Genomic DNA, 18,230 nt, shown 5'->3' on the forward strand with positions numbered 1-18,230 from the left:
ATTTTCTTTCTTGAAAAAATATAACTTTATTATAAAATATATGTTAATAGCATTATTTTTTATTAAAAATTTTATTTTTTGCTTATATAATAGTTTTATATAAATATTAATTGAGGTTTATGACGACTATGGAATTTACATTGAATAAGCTATATTTATTTATATTTTTATCTTTATTTTTTGTATCTTGTGCTACAACTTCTAAAAGTACATCAAGCGGCGGTGTATATGTAGGAGAAGATACAGGAGAAATAGGAATAGTTAATAATTGGAAGAATCCTGATTTTAAGGGCGGAAAAACTACAAAAATAACTGTTGAAGGTTATGCATCTGCTGACGGAAGAGGCGAGGCTGATGCTATAGAAAGAGCTATCGAGAGTGCTAAAAGAAATGCTGTTGAACAGGCTGTTGGTTCTATAGTTCAGGGTAATACCTTAGTAGAAAATAACAGACTTATAAGCTCTAAAATATATGATAATACAACAGGTTATATATCAGCGTATAAAGTTATTAATATATCTAAATCCGGTTCTGTTTGGTATTCTAAGATAGAAGCTACAGTTGGAGTGGATATGATAGAGGATAATCTTCAGGCAATGGGCATACTTATGGATAGGAAAAATCTTCCTCTTATAGTTGTGCTTGTTACTGATGAAACAGGAAATTTAAGCGAATCTTTTAATGTAGAATTAGAAAAAAATATGAGTGAGAAAGGATTTAAATTTGTTAGTGCTTCATCATTGCAAAGTGTAATGAGAAAAGAAAATATAAGCTATGAAGATACAAGAGGTTTTCGTTCATCATCATCTATAAAAAAAATAGCCGATGCCACAGGAGCACAAATAGCAATAATAGGAAAAGCTGATGCTGCTTTCTTTACAACCATACAAGGCACTGCTATGAAAAGTTACAGAAGTGATGTTGCAATAACTGCAATTAATATATCAGATTATACTACTATAGCCCGTGCTACACATCAGGCAGGAGGTGTTGGAGGAAGCGATAAGGATGCACATTCTATAGCTTTGGTGAAATCAGCAGATTATGTATCAGATGATTTTGTTAATCAAATAGTTAATAAATGGCAGAGTGAAGTTCAAAACGGCACAGAGTATACTATATATGTAAACGGACTTGATTTTGATGAATCTATTGGTTTTGAAGATGCGTTGAAAAAGAATATAGGAGGATTAAAAAATGTTTATAATAGAGGAGTATCAGGAGAATCTTCCAGATATGTTGTTACTTATGTAGGAAGCAGCAGAGATTTGGCAGTTGATATTAATTCTAAAGCTAAAAATATGGGCTATCAGATAATAATAAGCAGTTTTGACGATAAGACTATCACTTTAAAGGCAAGTAAGAGGTAATTTTTAGTTATGGAAATTAAAGAAAAATTGGTTGTTCATACTTGCTGTGCTGTTTGTATGAGTTATCCGCGTACTATTTTAGAGGATTATGATTCTGTATTTTATTTTTATAATCCTAATATATATCCTATTGAAGAATATCAAAGAAGAAGAGATGAGTTTATAAATTATACTAGAGCTTTGGGCATAAAAACTTATATATCTGAAGAAGATAATGATGTTGCTGAATGGTACAATGATATAAAAGGTTTTGAGAATGAGCCTGAAAAAGGTGCTAGATGCAGTATTTGTTTTAGGCATAGAATGAAAAAGGCTTTTGAATATGCTGCTAGTATAAATGCCAAGTATGTTGCCACTGTAATGACTGTAAGCCCGCATAAAAACAGCAAGGTTATTGAGATGATAGGTAAAAGTTTAGCTGAGAGTTATGAGGGGATAGAGTATTTGCATTTTGATTTTAAAAAGAAAGAAGGGTTTAAAAAGACTAATATAATAGCTAATGAAGCAGGACTTTACAGGCAGCATTATTGCGGATGTGAATTTAGTATAAGATAATTTAATATTAATTATTTATTTTTTTCTTCATTTTTCATAATATTATTTAACTGATCTATAATATCTCCTATAAAATCCAATTTGTTTTTTTCAAATTTTTTAAGTTTTTCCGATATTGCAAATATTTTTTCTTCTGAAGATTTTAAATAGTATATTTTAATATTTAATAATATATCTGGAGAAGTTTCTAATGCTTTACAGATTTTATTTAGATTTTTAATTGATATATTTCTATTTCCAACTTCAACACCTTGAAGGTATTTTCCAGAAAGTGAAGATTGTTCAGCTAATTCATCTATAGTCATTTTTTTATTTTTTCTTAATTCTCTTATATTTTGACCTAGATTTTTTAATACTGGTTCTGTATTCATAATAAAAAACTCCATTTATACTTGTGTATATTTATTATGATATATAAAAAATTTAATTAAAAAAACAATTTATAATTTGATTATTTGTAAAAAAAGTATATTTTGGTATTTTATAGTTGGTATAAAAAATGAAAAAGCTGCCAATAATAAATATCAGCAGCCTTACAAAATTACTTTACTTTAATTAAGCATAAGTGCTTAATCTTTCACCTACACCAGGTCTCATAGGTGCAGAAACAGCTTGAGGCTGAATGCTAGTCATAATTTTGTCAACAGCCTGAGCTTGCATATCTGAAGTTTTTCTTATCATGCTTAAAGAAATATCTTGTTTAAGCATTCCAGTAGAATAAGAAGTATAAGCTGAAAGATCCATATATTCCCTCCATTTAATTTATAAATTATAACAAATTTACGATGTAATTGTAAATCAATGTAAGATTAAATCAAGGAAAATATTAAAAAATATTAAAAAATAAATGCTATAGAATATGTTATGATAACAATAGAGTTTACATAATATAGTTTTTTGCTTAAAAATTATGACCAATTATGTTTTTATTATTTTTATTTTTTATCAACTTAAGCAATATAACTTTTACATAATTGGTCAAAACTGATAATTAAGCATATACATCCAAAGTCTTTCCAATATTGTTATTTATAGGAGCAGATGATCCCTGAGGAGTTACCATACTTGCAACTTTATCAGCAGATTGGGCTGAGCTGTAAGCTGAAGAGTTGTAAACATTTAATCCTGCAGAAGTCATATGTCTAGTCAATGGAAACATTTCAGATGAATAAATAGAATAAACTCCCATTTAATACCTCCAAAGACTTATTATACATATAATATCGGAATATTTATTATTAAAATAAAGAAAAATCTAAAAAATGTAAAAAATATATTAATTTTTATAATTGGAAATTTAAGAGAAAATATAAGTAATATTATTTAATATAGTATTATGATATTTTTTATTAAAAAATATTGACTTATTTTTTAATAATACATATACTAGGTATATAATATAAAATATTATCAGGGAGTTTTTTGCTATGAAAAAAATATTAATAGTAGGTGGTGTTGCAGGCGGTGCTTCTGCAGCTGCAAGACTTAGAAGATTGAATGAAGAAGATAAAATAATAATGTTTGAGAAAGGTCCTCATGTATCTTTTTCTAATTGCTCTCTTCCTTATCATATAGGAGGACTTATCCCAAATGAAGAAACTTTACTTTTGATGAATCCTGAGAAATTTTTAAAACAATTCAATGTAGATGCAAGAGTTAATAGCGAAGTTGTTGCTATAGACAGGAAAAATAAAGAGGTTGTAGTTGTATCTGAAGGCAGAGAATATAGAGAAAGCTATGATAAACTTATACTTTCAATGGGGGCTAAGCCTATAGTTCCTTCTATAAAAGGAATCGAAAAAGTTAATGTATTTACAGTAAGGAATGTTGTTGATATAAGCAAAATACATAATTTTCTTAATGGAAAGCCAAATGCTAAGGTATCTGTTATAGGCGGCGGATTTATAGGTATTGAGATGGCTGAGAATTTAAAAAAGGTAGGATATGATGTAACTATTGTAGAAGCATTGCCTCAGATAATGAAGCCTTTTGATTATGATATGGTTCAAATTCTTCACAGAGAAATTATGGACAATGGTGTTAATTTAATAGTTAATGATAAAGTTGATAGCTTCGATACAAATACAGTTATTTTAGCTTCAGGTAAGAAAATAGAGGCGGATGCTGTTATTCTTGCTATAGGCGTTGCTCCTGAAACTGATATTGCTGTCAAGGCAGGAATAGAATTAGGAAAAACTAAGGCTATAAAAGTTGATTCTACTTATAGGACTAATGATAAAGATATTTATGCAGTTGGAGATGCTATAGAAGTATATAGTCCTTTATTCAATGATTATTACAGACTTCCTTTAGCAGGTCCGGCTCAGAAACAGGCTAGGGCTGTTGCTGATCATATTAATGGACGAACAGTTGATAACAGAGGATTTATAAGTTCATCAGTTATTAAAGTATTCGGATATAATGGAGCTTCTACAGGGCTTTCTGAAGGATTCATTAAAACTATGAATTTGAATATTGATTATGATACTGTAGAAATTATTCCTTTTGACGGCGTATCAATTATGCCTAATGCAAGATTGATGCATTTTAAACTAATATATGAAGTTCCTACAGGAAAAGTACTAGGTGCTCAGGCTATAGGTAAAGGAAATGTTGATAAGAGAATAGATGTTATAGCAACTATTATCAAATTAGGCGGAACTATAGATGATCTTAAAGATTTAGAATTATGCTATGCTCCTTCATTCGGCACTGCTAAAGATGTTGTTAATTTTGCTGGTTATGTTGCTTCTAATTTAAGAAATGGAGATTATAAACAGGTTCATTTCAGCCAAGTAAGAGAATTAGTAGAAAAAGATTCTTATTTCTTAGATGTAAGACCGCCTGAAGATTTTGCGGTAGGACATTTAGAAAAAGCTGTTAATATACCTCTTGGGGCTTTAAGAAGCAGATATAATGAGATACCTAAAGATAAAACAGTATATGTAACTTGCAAAACAGGTTTAACTAGCTATACGGCATGCAAAATACTTCAGAATATAGGATTCAATAATGTTGTTAATGTTTCAGGCGGATTTGTAGGCTTATCACAATATGAATATTTTAATGATAAAACTACAGGAAGAAAACCTATATTAACAGGATATTTTGGATAAATTTATATTTGTATACCTTAATAATAAATATAAAGAGCTATTTTTTTATTAAATGGCTCTTTTTTTGTTATAAATGTATAAATTCAAATTTTTTTATAAAAAAATGTTTTATAATTTTATTTTTTTTGTATTATATTATATAATACAAATGTATACTTTTAACAAGGATTGAAATATGTTAATAGAAAATGATTTAAAAATATTATCTCCTTCTGAAGCCGATGAAATCATCAATAGTACAGACAATATAGTAATATTAGATGTAAGAACGGAAATGGAACATAATTATGAAGGTATGATTGAAGATTCTGTTTCTATGGATTTCCTTAAGCCAAGAGTGTTTAAAAGAGAAATATCTAAATTAGATAAAGAAACACCATATTTATTATATTGCTCGGTTGGTAAATTAAGTATGAAAGCAGCTGAATATATGAAAGAAGAGGGCTTCAAAAATCTTTATATATTAGAAGGAGGATTAAAAGCTTGGAGTAAACATTTTGGAGATAATAATAGGGTTTCTAAATTTGATAGAGAAGAAGCTGTAGAAAGAAGAAAAAGACTTATTATCAGATTAAACAGAATTGAAGGTCAAATTAAAGGAATGAAAAAAATGCTTGCTAAAGGTGAATATTGCGGAGATATACTTAATCAGTCTTTAGCTGTTAAGGCTGCTATGGGAAGTGTTAATCAGGAAATTATGGAAGTATTTTTGAATACATGTATGATTTCGCCTAAAGAAAAAGATGATTTCTTTAGATATATGAGAAAACTCATAAAGTAATTGTTTTTTAAGCAAGGGATTAATCCCTTGCTTTTTATTTATTTTTTTATTTATTTACCCCAAGAATCCGGATTTTTATTCCATTCCAAAGCCTTAGATAATTCTTCTTCTGTTATATATTTTTCATCTTTAGCTATTTCCATAAGAGATGAGAAATTAGAAAGAGATGAAAATTTAATGCCGGCTTCTTCAAAGTTTTTATATGCTTTTTCAAATTCATAAGAGAATATCGCTATAATTTCAAGCCCTATAGCCCCTTCAGCTTTAGCTGCTTCAAATGCTTTTATAGAACTTCCGCCTGTAGAAATCAAATCTTCTATCAATATTAATTTTTTGCCGTTACATTCAGCACCTTCTATCTGTTTTCCTCTGCCATATTCCTTTTTTTCAGCTCTTATATAGCATAAAGGCTTGTTAAGTTCGTAAGCGATGAAAGAAGCCCATGGTATTCCTGCTGTGGCAGTACCAGCTATAACATCGAATTCTTTATCTTTTAAAATATTTACAAAAGCATCAACTATAATCTTTCTTTCTTTAGGAAATCCTATTACATATCTATTATCACAGTATATAGGGCTTTTTATTCCTGATACAAATGTAAAAGGCTCTTTAACATTAAGTTTAACTGCTTTAGTATTTAGTAAAGCACTAGCTATTAATTTAGATTTTGCTTTTTTATTGTTCTCCATACCTTCAGCAATTTCTTCAACTATCATTTTGCAGGCTTTAACCCTGTCTTCATTTCTTGTAATAGGTCTTCCAACAACAAGATAATCACAGCCGTTTTCAATAGCTTCTTTAGGAGTCATAACTCTTTCCTGATCATCAGTACTTGCCCATTTAGGTCTCACTCCCGGACAAATTGTTCTGAAATTCTCCCCGCATTCTCTTTTTATTACAGCAGCTTCTTTAGGAGAACATACCACTCCGTCAAGTCCTGATTCTTTTCCTAATTTAGCCCAATTAACAGCTAAATCTGTAAGTGCCAAATTAGAGCTGAACATATTTTTTACATCATTTTCAGAAAGACTTGTAAGTATTGTTACTCCTATTATTAAATTGTCCTTATTAAGTTTTTTTATCTCCTGCACAGTTTTTTCCATCATTTTTTTACCGCCGCTAGTATGTACATTAAACATAAATACATTTTGTTTAGCAGCAAATAATGAAGCCATAGCGGTTGTATTTGGTATATCATGGAATTTTAAATCTAAAAATACTTTTTTGTTTTTGCTGGCCAAATATTCTATTATTTCTCCTTTTGTGTACAAAAAGAGTTCTAGACCTACTTTATAAAATACAGCCTCGTCTCCAAGCTCATCTATAAGTTTGGTCGCCTCTCCCATAGAATTAAAATCTAATGCTATAATTAATCTTTCTTTTGGATTTTCACTTAATTTTGTCATAATTTATCCTTTTATAGTTTTTATATATTAAATTATTTCAAATAAGAATCGACTTTTTATTTGAAATATAAAAGTTATAAATGTGCAGCTCCTATTATATCTTTTATATTATCTATATTATTTTCTTTAAGGTAATTATCTATTCCATTAATAACTTCTATAGGAAGCACAGGGTTAGAAAATATACCTGAACCTATAGAGACCAAAGAAGCACCGGCAAATATAAACTCTAAAGCATCATTATAATTTGTAATGCCTCCCATACCTACAATAGGAATTTTCACAGCTTTATACACCTGATAAACCATTCTTACAGCTATAGGTCTTATACAAGCTCCTGATAATCCTCCGAATATATTTCCTAAAAGAGGTTTTCTTGTTTTAGTATCTATTTTCATTGATAAAAAAGTATTAACAAGCGATACACTGTCAGCACCTGCATTTTCTACACTTTTTGCTATGCTTGCTATATCTGTAACATTAGGAGATAATTTTACTATAAGAGGTTTTTTGGTGAGAAGTTTTTTTACAGCTTTAGTGGTGGATTCTGCACTTTCACAGCTTGCCCCAAAAGCCATTCCTCCATTCTTTACATTTGGGCATGATATATTAAGTTCTACAAAATCTACTCTTTCTATTTCATTTGCTATTTCAGCAACTTTCATGTATTCTTCTATAGAAGCTCCGTTTATATTTAAAATTATAGGAGTATCATATTTTATATTTTTTACTATATTATTTTTAAAATATTCTATTCCCGGATTTTCAAGCCCTATACAGTTTATCATACCAGATGGAGTTTCTGCTATTCTTGTTCCTTTATTACCGTCTTTTTTATTTAATGTTATTCCTTTTAAATTAACTGCTCCAAGTTTATTAACATCAAAATAATTATTATATTCTTCTCCGAATCCGAAACAGCCTGAAGAGGTTATAACATTATTTTTTAATTCTTTTCCTAAAAAGTTTATATTTAATTTACTCATAATAGTATCCGTTATTTAAATATTTAATAATTTAGAATCAAATACAGGTCCGTCATGACAAACTTTTTTTAGTATGTACCCATTTTCTGATTTTTCATCTTTTATTTCTATATTGCATCCCAAACATGCATTAACGCCGCAAGCCATTCTCTCTTCAAGAGAAGCATAGCAAAGTACATTATTCTCATTAGCTATATTTACTATTCCTTTCATCATAACAGTAGGTCCGCATGTATATATAATATCAAAATTTTTTTGTTTTAATAATTCTTTTGTTTTGTCTACTGTATTGCATTTATCTCCCACAGAGCCGTCATCTGTTGTGATATATAAGTCAATACTGCTTGTATCAAATCTTGTTATTATTTTTATTGCATTTTCATTAGCTCCGCCCATTATTAAAGTTATAGAGTTATTATTTTTTAATAATTTTTCTATTAATAATTTAAATGGAGCTATTCCCATTCCGCCTGCTGCTAATAATATTTTTTTATCTTTTATTTCGCTGTTAAATCCATTACCCAAAGGTCCTTGAATATTAATAATATCATCTTTTTCTAACTTTGATAAATATTTTGTGCCTTCACCCTTTACTTGATAATAAAATTCTAATATATCATTATCAATATAATGAATACTTATAGGGCGTCTTAAAAATGTACTGCTTTTAAGCATGAAAAATTGACCTTCTTTTGCATGTTTAAAGCTTTCTTTAGACTTTACTTTAAGTAAATACTTATCATCTGATATTTGTATATTATCTGTTATAATGCAATCTTCTAAAAACATTTTTGTACCTTTCAATTTTTTTCTATAAAAAAAGAATACACCTTCTTTTTATAGAAGATTGTATTCTTTGAAAATCTATTTTTTAAAAATTATTATGCAAAAAATAATAATATCTTTCATGAAAATCGAATATATCATATATCTGTAAAAATTCAAGTACGGCATTAAAATAATTTTATTTTGCTATTGATATTATAAATAAAATTGTTATATTAAAAATTATATAAAACAAAGGTTTAAAAGGTGTAAAATGAAAAACTATATTTTAATTTTTTTATTGCTGGTGATAATATCTTGTAATAATACTGCTACTAATCCTAGTAATAATGACACTTCAAATAATAATAATTCAATAAGTCCTGATGCTCAGGCAGTATTCGGCTTGGTTAATCAAGAAAGAATAAAAGCAGGACTTACAGAATACAAATTAGATGCCAAATTATGCGAAGCTGCAAACCAAAGAGCTAAAGAAATAGTAGATAAATATGATCATGTAAGACCTGACGGAAGAGAATGGGATACAGTGCTTGATGAATATGGGTTTAATTCAAAAGCTTATATTAGAGGAGAGAATATAGTTGCTATGAGGGAAAGTGCTTCTTCAGCTATGAATGCTTGGATGAACTCTCAAGGACATAAAGACAATATTTTAGCTGATTATTATACAACCATTGGTATTGGGGTTTATGAGTATAATGGAAGTAAGTATTGGGTTCAGATCTTTTTGAGTGATTCTTTTATTTAATTAAAAATAAAAAATACTATCTTCTTTATTTATGAGAGAATAGTATTTTTTATATTTATTAAACTATATTTAAATATATTATTAAATTATATTTCCGTCTATTGAAATTACATATTCTTTAATTATTATATTTTTATTAGCAATTTCAAGAGCCTTCTGCACTATCATTTCAACTCCTCCGCAGCAAGGAACTTCCATTCTTACTATAGATATAGATTTTATATTTTTATTTGTAAATATATTAGTTAATTTTTCTATATATTCATCTATATATGTATCTAGTTTAGGACAGAACATTAAAAGAGTTTTATTTTTCAAAAATCTTGAATGAAAATTAGGATAAGAAAAAGGCACACAGTCTGCAGCTATTAATAAATCTGCATTATCTAAATAATTAGCATTAGGGTTCATTAATTTTAATTGTATAGGCCAATTTCTTAATTCAGAACTCATTTGTATATTATTATTATTTTCTCCTCTGAATTGATTTCTCATATCTTTTTGCATACTTCCGGGACAACCGCAATGTTTATTTTCTTCCATGTTAGGAACCTCCATATTATTATCTTTTAAATAGTTTACAGCTTCATTAAAGAGCTTATCTTCACCATAATCTCTTAAATGTTCAAGATGTGCTTTTATGACATTAACTCCGCCTTTTACAATATTTTCCATTACTTTTCTTTCATCATATTCTTCGGCTTCTCTCTCTTCTATTTCCATAGCATTTTCAGGGCAAGCCTTTATACAAGCACCAAGCCCATCGCAGAATAAATCGCTTATAAGTCTTGCTTTTCCGTCTATTATCTGTAATGCTCCTTCCGGACAATCAGGTATACATACTCCGCATCCTGTACATTTATCTTCATCAATTTTTATTATTCTTCTTTTCATTTACAATATCCTCTCATTTACAATATGCTCTATTATTTTATGATATCTTTTAGGAGCAATAATAGAATATTTATATATAAAATTCTATTGCTAAGGCAACATATTAATTAAAAATCACAGCATAGTTTTTTAATATATTTTAAACATAATGGTTATTATTATCAAAGATTAGCATATTGATATTATACTAAATATAGGTATAATATTAACAATATTTTATATAAATGGAAACAGTATGTTTTTTGGAGATTTTAAATTTATAATTTTGTATGTATTTATTCCTGTACTTATAATTTTATTTATTATGTCAAGGAGAAAAGTACATAAGGTTTTGTCAATATTTACTAAAAACTTGAATTTTCAAAATGATAAAAACTATAAAAGAATATCAAATTTAAGAATATTTTCTATTATATTTATGATACTTGCATCTGCCAGCTTAATATTTGCTTTGATGCAGCCTAAATGGGGAATAATAGAGCAGAAAATAAAAACAGATAATTACATGGTAACTATAGCATTAGATTTATCAAGATCTATGGATGCTGATGATGTATGGCCTTCCAGACTTGAAAGGGCTAAATTAGAAATAGAAAAATTTATAAAAACAACCGATAATTTATCTGTAGCATTAGTTGGTTTTGCAGGAACAAGTTTTATAGCTTCGCCTTTTACTCAGGATATGGAAACTTTTACTTATATACTTGATAATTTGACAACTAAATCTGTTACTTTGCAAGGTACTAGAATATCAGATGCTTTAGTTACTGCTAAAAATACTTTTAATGTAGATGCGGTTAGTAAAAAATCTATTATCTTGATAACTGATGGTGAAGATCATGGCGGTTATTTTGATGACATATTAAAACAATTAAATGAGATGAATGTCAGTGTATATACTGTCGGTGTCGGGACTGAAGCAGGTGCTAGCATAAGTACCGATTTAGGAGTAAGAGAAAAATCTGTTATTTCAAAAAGAGATGATAATACATTAAAGTTAATAGCTGATTCCACTCATGGAAAAAGCTATATTGCAGAAAATGTTTCGCTTGAAAGTATATTTAATGATATGAAGCAGAATATGGATAGTGTTTCATCTGTGAGAAATAATAGAAGCTATAAAGAAAGATTTCAAATATTTTTAGCTATTTCTGCAGGTTTGATATTTTTGGCAAGTATATTCAGTATTTTAACTCAATTAAAGGTGAGAGAAACTATTAAAAAGAAAATAATAAAAGAAAAAATACTCAATAGAAAATCTGAAGTTAGTAATTATTAAGAGGAATTATTAAAATGAAAAAATGCAGTTTATTAATTATAATATTTTTATTCAGCTTTATTTCAAATATATATGCTTTTTCATTCAATGAGTTTACTGCAAAACTTGATGTGGACAGAGCAAACAGACTTATGAAGAAAGGAGATTATGACGGAGCGGTAACTTTATATGAAAAGGCTTTAAGCAAAGTACCAAATTCGCCTGAAATATTTTATAATATGGGTACTACTATGTCTTCTATAGGAGATATGAACAGTGCTGTACAATTATTTGATATGGCTAAAAAAAGTTTTACAGATAATACTAGTAAAGAAATGAAAAGTTCAGTACATTATAATGCAGGACTAACTAGAATTGAAATGAAGGATTATCAGGGTGCCATAAATGAATTGGTAGAATCTCTTGTGAATACTCCTAATGATAACAATTCCAAAATGGCATTAGAATATGCACAGAAAAAATTAGAAGAACAAAAGCAGAATAACAATACAGGTCCAAGCTCTCAGCAGAATCAAGATCAGAATCAGGACGGACAAAGCGATAATAATAATAGCGGTTCAGGAAATAATGATCAAAATAATCAAGATAATCAGAATAATGATAATCAAGGCAATCAAAATAGCGATAATCAAAATAATCAGGACAATCAGAACAACGATAATCAGCAAAATCAAAATAACCAAAATAGCAACGGAAATAATGATAATCAGAATAACAATGGTGGGGATAATAATCAGGATAATCAGAATAATAATGGTGGAGATAATAATCAAAATGACAATCAGGACAGTAAATCTGATATAGACAGATTATTAGAATCTTTAAGGCAGTACAGAAAAGATAAAGATAATGGAGATCAGTATTATGGCGGAGGCAGAATTGATAAGGATTGGTAATACAGCTTTAAAATATATATTGGCAGTATTTTTTATTGCTTGCTCATCTTTATTTTCTCAAACCAGCATAAATGCGAAAATATCGGACACTAAAGTTGGTGTAGGCGAGGTATTCACTGTATCAGTAACCATAGATAATAGTACAGGAAGAGTTTTAATAGATGATATGCCGGGACTTACATTAAGAGGTACATCTCAGTCAATAAATATGATGTATTCTTCAGGCACTTTCAAATCTATAAAAACATATAATTTTACTTATGTTGCTAACATCGAAGGTAAATATAAATTTGATAATATAACTGTAAAAATTAATAATAGAACTTATATATCCAATCCTGTAGAAATAGAAGTTGTAAATGCTCCTACTAGAAATGATGATTCTTATACTCCAAGCGGAAACAGATTTAATGATTTTATGAATTATTCAGATGATATATATGTGGATAATATTATTAATAAAAAAGAAGTATATCTGTATGAGCCTATATACATAACACAAAAGGCTTATACTCATATTCCTGTTACAGTGCTTGGTTTTTCTAAGATACCTGACAGAACAGATTTTATTTCATATTCAGATTCTTCAAAGTATAATACTTTTACTGAAATAATAGATGGAAAGAGAGTAAGCAGCATACCATTAAAAAGAGAAGTGCTTTATCCTGTAAAAACAGGTACAAAGAATATATTAACTACTCCATTTGTTTTTGAAAAAGACGGTATGTTTTATGACAGAGTACAGTACGGAGAAGATACTTTTTCTGTAAAAGTTATTCCGCTTCCTGATAAAAAAGGTTTTGAAAATTTTTCAGGTGCAGTAGGAAATTTTATTTTTACTGCAAAGGCAAATAAAACTAATGTTGCTGTCGGAGAGGAGCTTTTAATTACAATGGAAGTTACCGGTGAGGGTAATACTTCTATAATAACAATGCCGAATATTAATGATAATATTACAAATTATTTTTCTGTTTATCAGCCTAAAATATATGAAACTAATTGGTTTGATGATAATAAAATGCTTGGCAGAAAAGTTAAGGAGTATATTTTAGTAGCTAAAAATGAAGGGGCTTCTTCGATTGCTGGTATTAATTTCTGTTATTTCTCTCCTAATGATAAAGCTTATACTAATATACATTCTAATCCAATAAGTTTAACAATATCAGGAAATAAAATTAATAATAATTCATTTGTTAATAATGACGGTGAAGAAATAAATACAATAGCGGTGAGAGATACATATCTGAAAGAAGATAAAAATTTTAAAGTATTAAGTATTAATATAGTTTATATTTATATATTAATATTGATAATTGCTGCTTTGATTATTTATAATGCTAAAAGATTTAGTAATATAAAATTTTCATTGGCTAAAAAAGATAATAAAGATAATAGTATAAATGATATTTTAAATTATTATAATTCTAATAATCGAAAGGAATACTGCAAATCTGTAGAAAATCTTTTATTAACTGAAATAAATAATAAATTTAATATACAATATGATAATGTTTTTTATGATAAATTAAAAGATTATATTGATTATGAAAAGGCTGATGAAATAAAAAATATAATTGACAGATGTAACTTTGAATTATATTCAGGAAAATCTTCAGGCAATGAAGATTATCATACAAAATCAATAGAGTTAATAAAATATATAAAAGAATTAAAAATTAAAAAATGAATTTTATGATAGGTATATATTGACATGAAAAAATTAATTATAACATTTCTGCTTTTTCAATCGTATTATTTATATAGTGCTTTTGATTTAGACAGATTAAATAATTTATTTGAATCTGCTAATAAACTTTATAATGACGGTAAATATTTAGAAGCTAATTATTTATATAAAGATATTGCTGCATCTAATTTTGTTTCAAAAGATTTGTATTATAATTTAGCTTCATCTTATGCGGCTATTGGAAGCAATGGATATGCTGTTCTTTATTATGAAAAGGCTTTGAATATATCGCCTTTTGATAAGGAAATAAAAATTATGATAAATTCATTAACAGGAAATAATGATTATGATTCTCAAATTATAGTTATTATGTATGGATTTTTAATATTGTTTTTAATATTTTTTACTTTGATGATTTTGATATTTATAAAGAGAAAAAAGATAAATAAATTTTTATTAATGCTTTCTATAGTTCTTTTAATACCCGCTATTATATTAAATAATAATATAAATTCTGATTATGTAATAACTGTAAATAATGCCAATTTATACAGCGGCAGCAGTACTAAATCATCTATAGTTTCTCAAATATCCGAAGGCGAAAAATTGAGAGTGATTGAAGAGTATACTAATTGGTACTATGTGAAAGGTAACTTTAAGGGCTGGATAAGTAAAAGCTCTGCCGAAAAAATATAAAAAATAATATTCCCGTATAAATTTAAAATATTTCCTTTATTTGTAATTTTTATTAAATTAAATATTATATAGTTTTATTATATAAAGAATAAAAGGAGAGTAGTATGCAAAAAATAGCAGTTGGAATGAGTGCAGGAGTTGATTCTACTACTACGGCAAAACTCTTAAAAGAACAAGGTAATGAGGTATTCGGTGTTACTATGCTTTTATGGAATGGAGATGAAAGAGCACCTTTAAGCGGTTCTTGTTATAGTCCTTATCAGAAAAATATTGTAGAGGAATGCGAAAAATATGCAAAGGCAATAGGTATAGATTATTATGCATTCGATGTAAGTGAGATGTTTCAGAAAAAAGTTATAGATTATGTTACAGAATCTTATAAAAAAGGATTTACTCCAAACCCTTGCATAATGTGCAACAGTCAGATTAAATTTATGGCTTTATTTGAGGCTATAGAAAAGCAAGGTTTAGAATTCGATAAATTTGCTACAGGGCATTATGCTGGCGTCAAATACGATGAAAATACTAAAAGATATCTTCTTTTAAGGGGAAAAAATTTAATAAAAGATCAGTCTTATTTTTTGTACAGGCTCACTCAAGATCAATTATCTAAAATAATTTTTCCCATGCATGAAAATACAAAGGAAGATACAAGAAACATTGCAAGAGGCTATAATTTGGATGTTGCTGAAAAGAGTGAAAGTCAGGATTTTTTTGCTGGAGAATATCATAGATTATTTGATGAAGATAAAGAAGGTAACATAATAAATATAGATACTAATGAAATATTGGGGCATCATAAAGGAATATGGCATTATACAGTAGGGCAGAGAAAGGGTTTAGGTATAGCTTATAAAGAACCTCTATTTATAGTATCATTGGACAGTGAAACAAATACAGTTTATGTTGGAAATAAAAATCATACATTGGTTGATGAAGTAAAAATATATGATGTTAATTGGATAGCTGAACCTATACAAAAAGAATTTGAAGCATTAGTAAAAACAAGAAGTGCTCATAAAGGTACTATGGCTCTTGTTATTCCAATAGATGAAAATACTATTAATATAAAATTTCATGAACCTACAGGTATTATAGCTAAAGGTCAGTCATGCGTATGTTATGATAATGATATAACTTTATGCGGCGGTATTGTTTATTGATTTACATTTATATGATTTTATTGTTTTTATATATGAGAGATTTTTTAATAGAGAATATAGTTTAAGGAAAATATCAGATGAATAAATTATATATTATGATATTTAGTTTTATTTTGTTTTTGTCATGCTCTAATGCCGTAAAAATAAATTGGGAAAGTGATTTTGATGTATCAGTTGAAAAATCAAAGTCTGAAAATAAAATAATAATGATGGATATATATACGGATTGGTGCGGGGCATGCAAGGAAATGGATAAAAATGTTTTTAAAAATAAAAATGTAGCTGATAGCAGCACAAATTTTATAGCATTAAAATTCAATCCTGAAAAAATGCCTAATGGAAAAGATATACTAAAAAAATATAATATATTAGGTTTTCCTACTATGCTTTTTATTAATAGCGATGGATTTATTTTAAAGAGAATAGTTGGTTATATTGAAAGCGATGAATTAATAAATGAAATGAATAGTATGAAAGAAAGAAATGATAGAGTAAATACCATATTCAAAGATGATAATATTTCATTAGATAAGTTAGATATTTATCTTGAATCAGGTTATGATAATGAAGCTTTGGATATGTATAATAAACTTACAGAAGAAAATAAAATACCTGAAGATAAAATGGCTAGGTATATGTCAAGTATTGCTCTTTTGCTTTTAGATAATGATAAACAAGATGAAGGAATGAAATATTTTAATGAGATAATAAGTAAATACAGCAATTATAATGAAGTTTATATAGCTCATTATTATAAGGCTTTGGATATGATAATTAATAATGCTCAGACAAATGAAGGTATAAAATATATAGAAAATCTCACTAATCAAGTACCAGACGGAATAAAAAATGAATATCTGGACTTTATAAATTATTTTAGTTCCAATTAAATATATTGTTTTATTATTAAAATACTTTATAATAGTATAATAAAAAAAGGAGAAAACTATGAATAAAAATACATTGATTATTTCTATAATGATATTTATCTCTATTGTTTCTTGTAATAAGGCAAGTGCTGAGATAAAATGGGAAAAAGATTTGGCTACCGCTATGAAGAAAGCTAAAGAGAAGAATATGCCTATAATGATAGATGTTTATACTGATTGGTGTACTTGGTGTAAGGAATTGGATAAAAATACTTATTCACATAAAGATGTTATAGATGCTGCCAAAAAAATGGTTTCTATTAAATTGAATCCTGAAACTTCAGAAGAAGGAGCAAAGATAGCTCAGAGATATGGTGTACAAGGTTTTCCTACAATACTTTTTATAAGTGCTGATGGTTTTATATTAGAAAATGTAGGAGGATATGTTGAGTGGGAAAAATTTGTTCCTTATATGAAAAGTGCTATAGAAAAATTGGATAAAGTAAATTCTGTATTGGCAAATAAAGAACCTACTTTGGAAAAATTAGATTTATATATGGAATCAGGTAATGAAACAGAATCTCAAAAGATATATGATGCTTTAATTCAGAAAAAAGCTATATCTAAAGAAAAAATGCCTAAATATTTACTTGGTTTTGGTTTAATAAAGGCACAGAAAAAGGATTACGATAATGCTAATAAATATTTTGATGATATAATAAAAAATTATCCTAATTCTGAAGAGGTTTATGTAGCTCATTATTATAAAGCAGTTATGATGGCATTGGCAGGAGAAAAAGATGAGCCTAAAAAATATTTAGAGAAACTTCTTGATGATCCTAAGGTTCCTGAGAATATGAAAGTGCAGTACGAAAATTTATTATCATATATCAATGAAACTAATTAATTATTATTAAATAAATTTTAAAAGAGGGGCTATTTTTAAGCCTCTCTTTTTTATATGATGTACTTTAAAAAATAATTTGTTATAATATAAT

The 18,230-nt window shown here is 27.7% G+C and carries 19 protein-coding genes; 12 read left to right on the forward strand and 7 right to left on the reverse strand.

The features are described from left to right. The first annotated feature begins 128 nt into the window (after positions 1-128). Both BHAMNSH16_RS11360 and BHAMNSH16_RS11365 read left to right on the forward strand, forming a co-directional pair. Positions 129-1,370, forward strand: coding sequence for a hypothetical protein (locus tag BHAMNSH16_RS11360; RefSeq protein WP_008726845.1), 1,242 nt, complete (start codon positions 129-131; stop codon positions 1,368-1,370). A 9-nt stretch (positions 1,371-1,379) separates the two neighbouring features. Beyond that, entirely contained in the window at positions 1,380-1,925 is a 546-nt protein-coding gene (locus BHAMNSH16_RS11365; RefSeq protein ID WP_008726844.1) for an epoxyqueuosine reductase QueH, read from the forward strand. An 11-nt stretch (positions 1,926-1,936) separates the two neighbouring features. On the opposite strand, the gene BHAMNSH16_RS11370 is transcribed toward BHAMNSH16_RS11365, so the two are convergent. The 3 genes from BHAMNSH16_RS11370 to BHAMNSH16_RS11380 all read right to left on the reverse strand — a co-directional run bounded on the left by BHAMNSH16_RS11370 (position 1,937) and on the right by BHAMNSH16_RS11380 (position 3,114). Continuing rightward, on the reverse strand, positions 1,937-2,296 hold the full coding sequence (locus tag BHAMNSH16_RS11370; protein WP_008726843.1) for a helix-turn-helix domain-containing protein: 360 nt from the start codon (positions 2,294-2,296) through the stop codon (positions 1,937-1,939). Positions 2,297-2,480: 184 nt separating this feature from the next. Then, positions 2,481-2,669 carry a putative motility protein gene (locus BHAMNSH16_RS11375; RefSeq protein WP_008726842.1) on the reverse strand — a complete coding sequence of 63 codons (189 nt, stop codon included), beginning with the start codon at positions 2,667-2,669 and terminating at the stop codon, positions 2,481-2,483. Between the two features lie 247 nt (positions 2,670-2,916). Further along, the gene (locus BHAMNSH16_RS11380; protein ID WP_008726841.1) at positions 2,917-3,114 is read right to left on the reverse strand and encodes a hypothetical protein; all 198 of its coding nucleotides are present in this window, start codon (positions 3,112-3,114) and stop codon (positions 2,917-2,919) included. Between the two features lie 238 nt (positions 3,115-3,352). Here BHAMNSH16_RS11380 and BHAMNSH16_RS11385 point away from each other — a divergent pair, with 238 nt between their 5' ends. Continuing rightward, complete coding sequence (locus BHAMNSH16_RS11385; protein WP_008726840.1) at positions 3,353-5,041, forward strand: FAD-dependent oxidoreductase; 1,689 nt, start codon at positions 3,353-3,355, stop codon at positions 5,039-5,041. 175 nt (positions 5,042-5,216) lie between these two features. After that, the gene (locus BHAMNSH16_RS11390) at positions 5,217-5,822 is read left to right on the forward strand and encodes a metal-sensing transcriptional repressor (RefSeq protein ID WP_008726558.1); all 606 of its coding nucleotides are present in this window, start codon (positions 5,217-5,219) and stop codon (positions 5,820-5,822) included. A gap of 50 nt (positions 5,823-5,872) precedes the next feature. On the opposite strand, the gene pyrF is transcribed toward BHAMNSH16_RS11390, so the two are convergent. The 3 genes from pyrF to BHAMNSH16_RS11405 form a co-directional block, all read right to left on the reverse strand. Continuing rightward, complete coding sequence (gene pyrF, locus BHAMNSH16_RS11395; protein ID WP_008726557.1) at positions 5,873-7,228, reverse strand: orotidine-5'-phosphate decarboxylase; 1,356 nt, start codon at positions 7,226-7,228, stop codon at positions 5,873-5,875. Between the two features lie 74 nt (positions 7,229-7,302). Next, positions 7,303-8,214 (reverse strand): dihydroorotate dehydrogenase, encoded by a 912-nt coding sequence (locus tag BHAMNSH16_RS11400; RefSeq protein ID WP_008726555.1) that lies wholly within the window; start codon positions 8,212-8,214, stop codon positions 7,303-7,305. Positions 8,215-8,229: 15 nt separating this feature from the next. Continuing rightward, positions 8,230-9,003, reverse strand: a complete 774-nt coding sequence (locus BHAMNSH16_RS11405; protein WP_008726553.1) for a dihydroorotate dehydrogenase electron transfer subunit — start codon at positions 9,001-9,003, stop codon at positions 8,230-8,232. Positions 9,004-9,253: 250 nt separating this feature from the next. Here BHAMNSH16_RS11405 and BHAMNSH16_RS11410 point away from each other — a divergent pair, with 250 nt between their 5' ends. Continuing rightward, positions 9,254-9,748, forward strand: coding sequence for a CAP domain-containing protein (locus BHAMNSH16_RS11410; RefSeq protein WP_008726551.1), 495 nt, complete (start codon positions 9,254-9,256; stop codon positions 9,746-9,748). A gap of 81 nt (positions 9,749-9,829) precedes the next feature. Here BHAMNSH16_RS11410 and BHAMNSH16_RS11415 read toward each other — a convergent pair whose 3' ends face one another. Then, positions 9,830-10,642: an ATP-binding protein gene (locus BHAMNSH16_RS11415; RefSeq protein ID WP_008726549.1), complete on the reverse strand. Its 813-nt coding sequence runs from the start codon at positions 10,640-10,642 to the stop codon at positions 9,830-9,832. Between the two features lie 235 nt (positions 10,643-10,877). Between BHAMNSH16_RS11415 and BHAMNSH16_RS11420 the strand changes: the two genes are divergently transcribed. The 7 genes from BHAMNSH16_RS11420 (at position 10,878) to BHAMNSH16_RS11450 (ending at position 18,139) form a co-directional block, all read left to right on the forward strand. Continuing rightward, positions 10,878-11,921, forward strand: coding sequence for a vWA domain-containing protein (locus BHAMNSH16_RS11420; RefSeq protein WP_008726546.1), 1,044 nt, complete (start codon positions 10,878-10,880; stop codon positions 11,919-11,921). Positions 11,922-11,935: 14 nt separating this feature from the next. Continuing rightward, positions 11,936-12,817: a tetratricopeptide repeat protein gene (locus BHAMNSH16_RS11425; protein ID WP_008726544.1), complete on the forward strand. Its 882-nt coding sequence runs from the start codon at positions 11,936-11,938 to the stop codon at positions 12,815-12,817. Then, positions 12,786-14,504: a BatD family protein gene (locus BHAMNSH16_RS11430; protein WP_069731560.1), complete on the forward strand. Its 1,719-nt coding sequence runs from the start codon at positions 12,786-12,788 to the stop codon at positions 14,502-14,504. The genes BHAMNSH16_RS11425 and BHAMNSH16_RS11430 overlap by 32 nt, the downstream gene beginning before the upstream one ends. A gap of 24 nt (positions 14,505-14,528) precedes the next feature. Beyond that, on the forward strand, positions 14,529-15,200 hold the full coding sequence (locus tag BHAMNSH16_RS11435; protein ID WP_069731559.1) for a tetratricopeptide repeat protein: 672 nt from the start codon (positions 14,529-14,531) through the stop codon (positions 15,198-15,200). Between the two features lie 104 nt (positions 15,201-15,304). Further along, positions 15,305-16,363, forward strand: a complete 1,059-nt coding sequence (gene mnmA, locus BHAMNSH16_RS11440) for a tRNA 2-thiouridine(34) synthase MnmA (protein WP_069731558.1) — start codon at positions 15,305-15,307, stop codon at positions 16,361-16,363. Between the two features lie 77 nt (positions 16,364-16,440). Beyond that, positions 16,441-17,253 (forward strand): thioredoxin fold domain-containing protein, encoded by an 813-nt coding sequence (locus BHAMNSH16_RS11445; RefSeq protein ID WP_069731557.1) that lies wholly within the window; start codon positions 16,441-16,443, stop codon positions 17,251-17,253. Positions 17,254-17,311: 58 nt separating this feature from the next. After that, entirely contained in the window at positions 17,312-18,139 is an 828-nt protein-coding gene (locus BHAMNSH16_RS11450) for a thioredoxin fold domain-containing protein (protein WP_069731556.1), read from the forward strand. The last annotated feature ends 91 nt before the right edge of the window (positions 18,140-18,230 follow it).

It is taken from the genome of Brachyspira hampsonii, assembly GCF_002214805.1.
Classification (GTDB): domain Bacteria; phylum Spirochaetota; class Brachyspiria; order Brachyspirales; family Brachyspiraceae; genus Brachyspira; species Brachyspira hampsonii.

What these genes read in the sequence shown, in the direction of transcription:
- BHAMNSH16_RS11360 (WP_008726845.1), top strand. Translation starts at nt 129, where the DNA reads ATGGAATTTACATTGAATAAGCTATATTTATTTATATTTTTATCTTTA.
- BHAMNSH16_RS11365 (WP_008726844.1), top strand. Translation starts at nt 1,380, where the DNA reads ATGGAAATTAAAGAAAAATTGGTTGTTCATACTTGCTGTGCTGTTTGT.
- BHAMNSH16_RS11370 (WP_008726843.1), bottom strand. Translation starts at nt 2,296, where the DNA reads ATGAATACAGAACCAGTATTAAAAAATCTAGGTCAAAATATAAGAGAA.
- BHAMNSH16_RS11375 (WP_008726842.1), bottom strand. Translation starts at nt 2,669, where the DNA reads ATGGATCTTTCAGCTTATACTTCTTATTCTACTGGAATGCTTAAACAA.
- BHAMNSH16_RS11380 (WP_008726841.1), bottom strand. Translation starts at nt 3,114, where the DNA reads ATGGGAGTTTATTCTATTTATTCATCTGAAATGTTTCCATTGACTAGA.
- BHAMNSH16_RS11385 (WP_008726840.1), top strand. Translation starts at nt 3,353, where the DNA reads ATGAAAAAAATATTAATAGTAGGTGGTGTTGCAGGCGGTGCTTCTGCA.
- BHAMNSH16_RS11390 (WP_008726558.1), top strand. Translation starts at nt 5,217, where the DNA reads ATGTTAATAGAAAATGATTTAAAAATATTATCTCCTTCTGAAGCCGAT.
- pyrF (WP_008726557.1), bottom strand. Translation starts at nt 7,228, where the DNA reads ATGACAAAATTAAGTGAAAATCCAAAAGAAAGATTAATTATAGCATTA.
- BHAMNSH16_RS11400 (WP_008726555.1), bottom strand. Translation starts at nt 8,214, where the DNA reads ATGAGTAAATTAAATATAAACTTTTTAGGAAAAGAATTAAAAAATAAT.
- BHAMNSH16_RS11405 (WP_008726553.1), bottom strand. Translation starts at nt 9,003, where the DNA reads ATGTTTTTAGAAGATTGCATTATAACAGATAATATACAAATATCAGAT.
- BHAMNSH16_RS11410 (WP_008726551.1), top strand. Translation starts at nt 9,254, where the DNA reads ATGAAAAACTATATTTTAATTTTTTTATTGCTGGTGATAATATCTTGT.
- BHAMNSH16_RS11415 (WP_008726549.1), bottom strand. Translation starts at nt 10,642, where the DNA reads ATGAAAAGAAGAATAATAAAAATTGATGAAGATAAATGTACAGGATGC.
- BHAMNSH16_RS11420 (WP_008726546.1), top strand. Translation starts at nt 10,878, where the DNA reads ATGTTTTTTGGAGATTTTAAATTTATAATTTTGTATGTATTTATTCCT.
- BHAMNSH16_RS11425 (WP_008726544.1), top strand. Translation starts at nt 11,936, where the DNA reads ATGAAAAAATGCAGTTTATTAATTATAATATTTTTATTCAGCTTTATT.
- BHAMNSH16_RS11430 (WP_069731560.1), top strand. Translation starts at nt 12,786, where the DNA reads ATGGCGGAGGCAGAATTGATAAGGATTGGTAATACAGCTTTAAAATAT.
- BHAMNSH16_RS11435 (WP_069731559.1), top strand. Translation starts at nt 14,529, where the DNA reads ATGAAAAAATTAATTATAACATTTCTGCTTTTTCAATCGTATTATTTA.
- mnmA (WP_069731558.1), top strand. Translation starts at nt 15,305, where the DNA reads ATGCAAAAAATAGCAGTTGGAATGAGTGCAGGAGTTGATTCTACTACT.
- BHAMNSH16_RS11445 (WP_069731557.1), top strand. Translation starts at nt 16,441, where the DNA reads ATGAATAAATTATATATTATGATATTTAGTTTTATTTTGTTTTTGTCA.
- BHAMNSH16_RS11450 (WP_069731556.1), top strand. Translation starts at nt 17,312, where the DNA reads ATGAATAAAAATACATTGATTATTTCTATAATGATATTTATCTCTATT.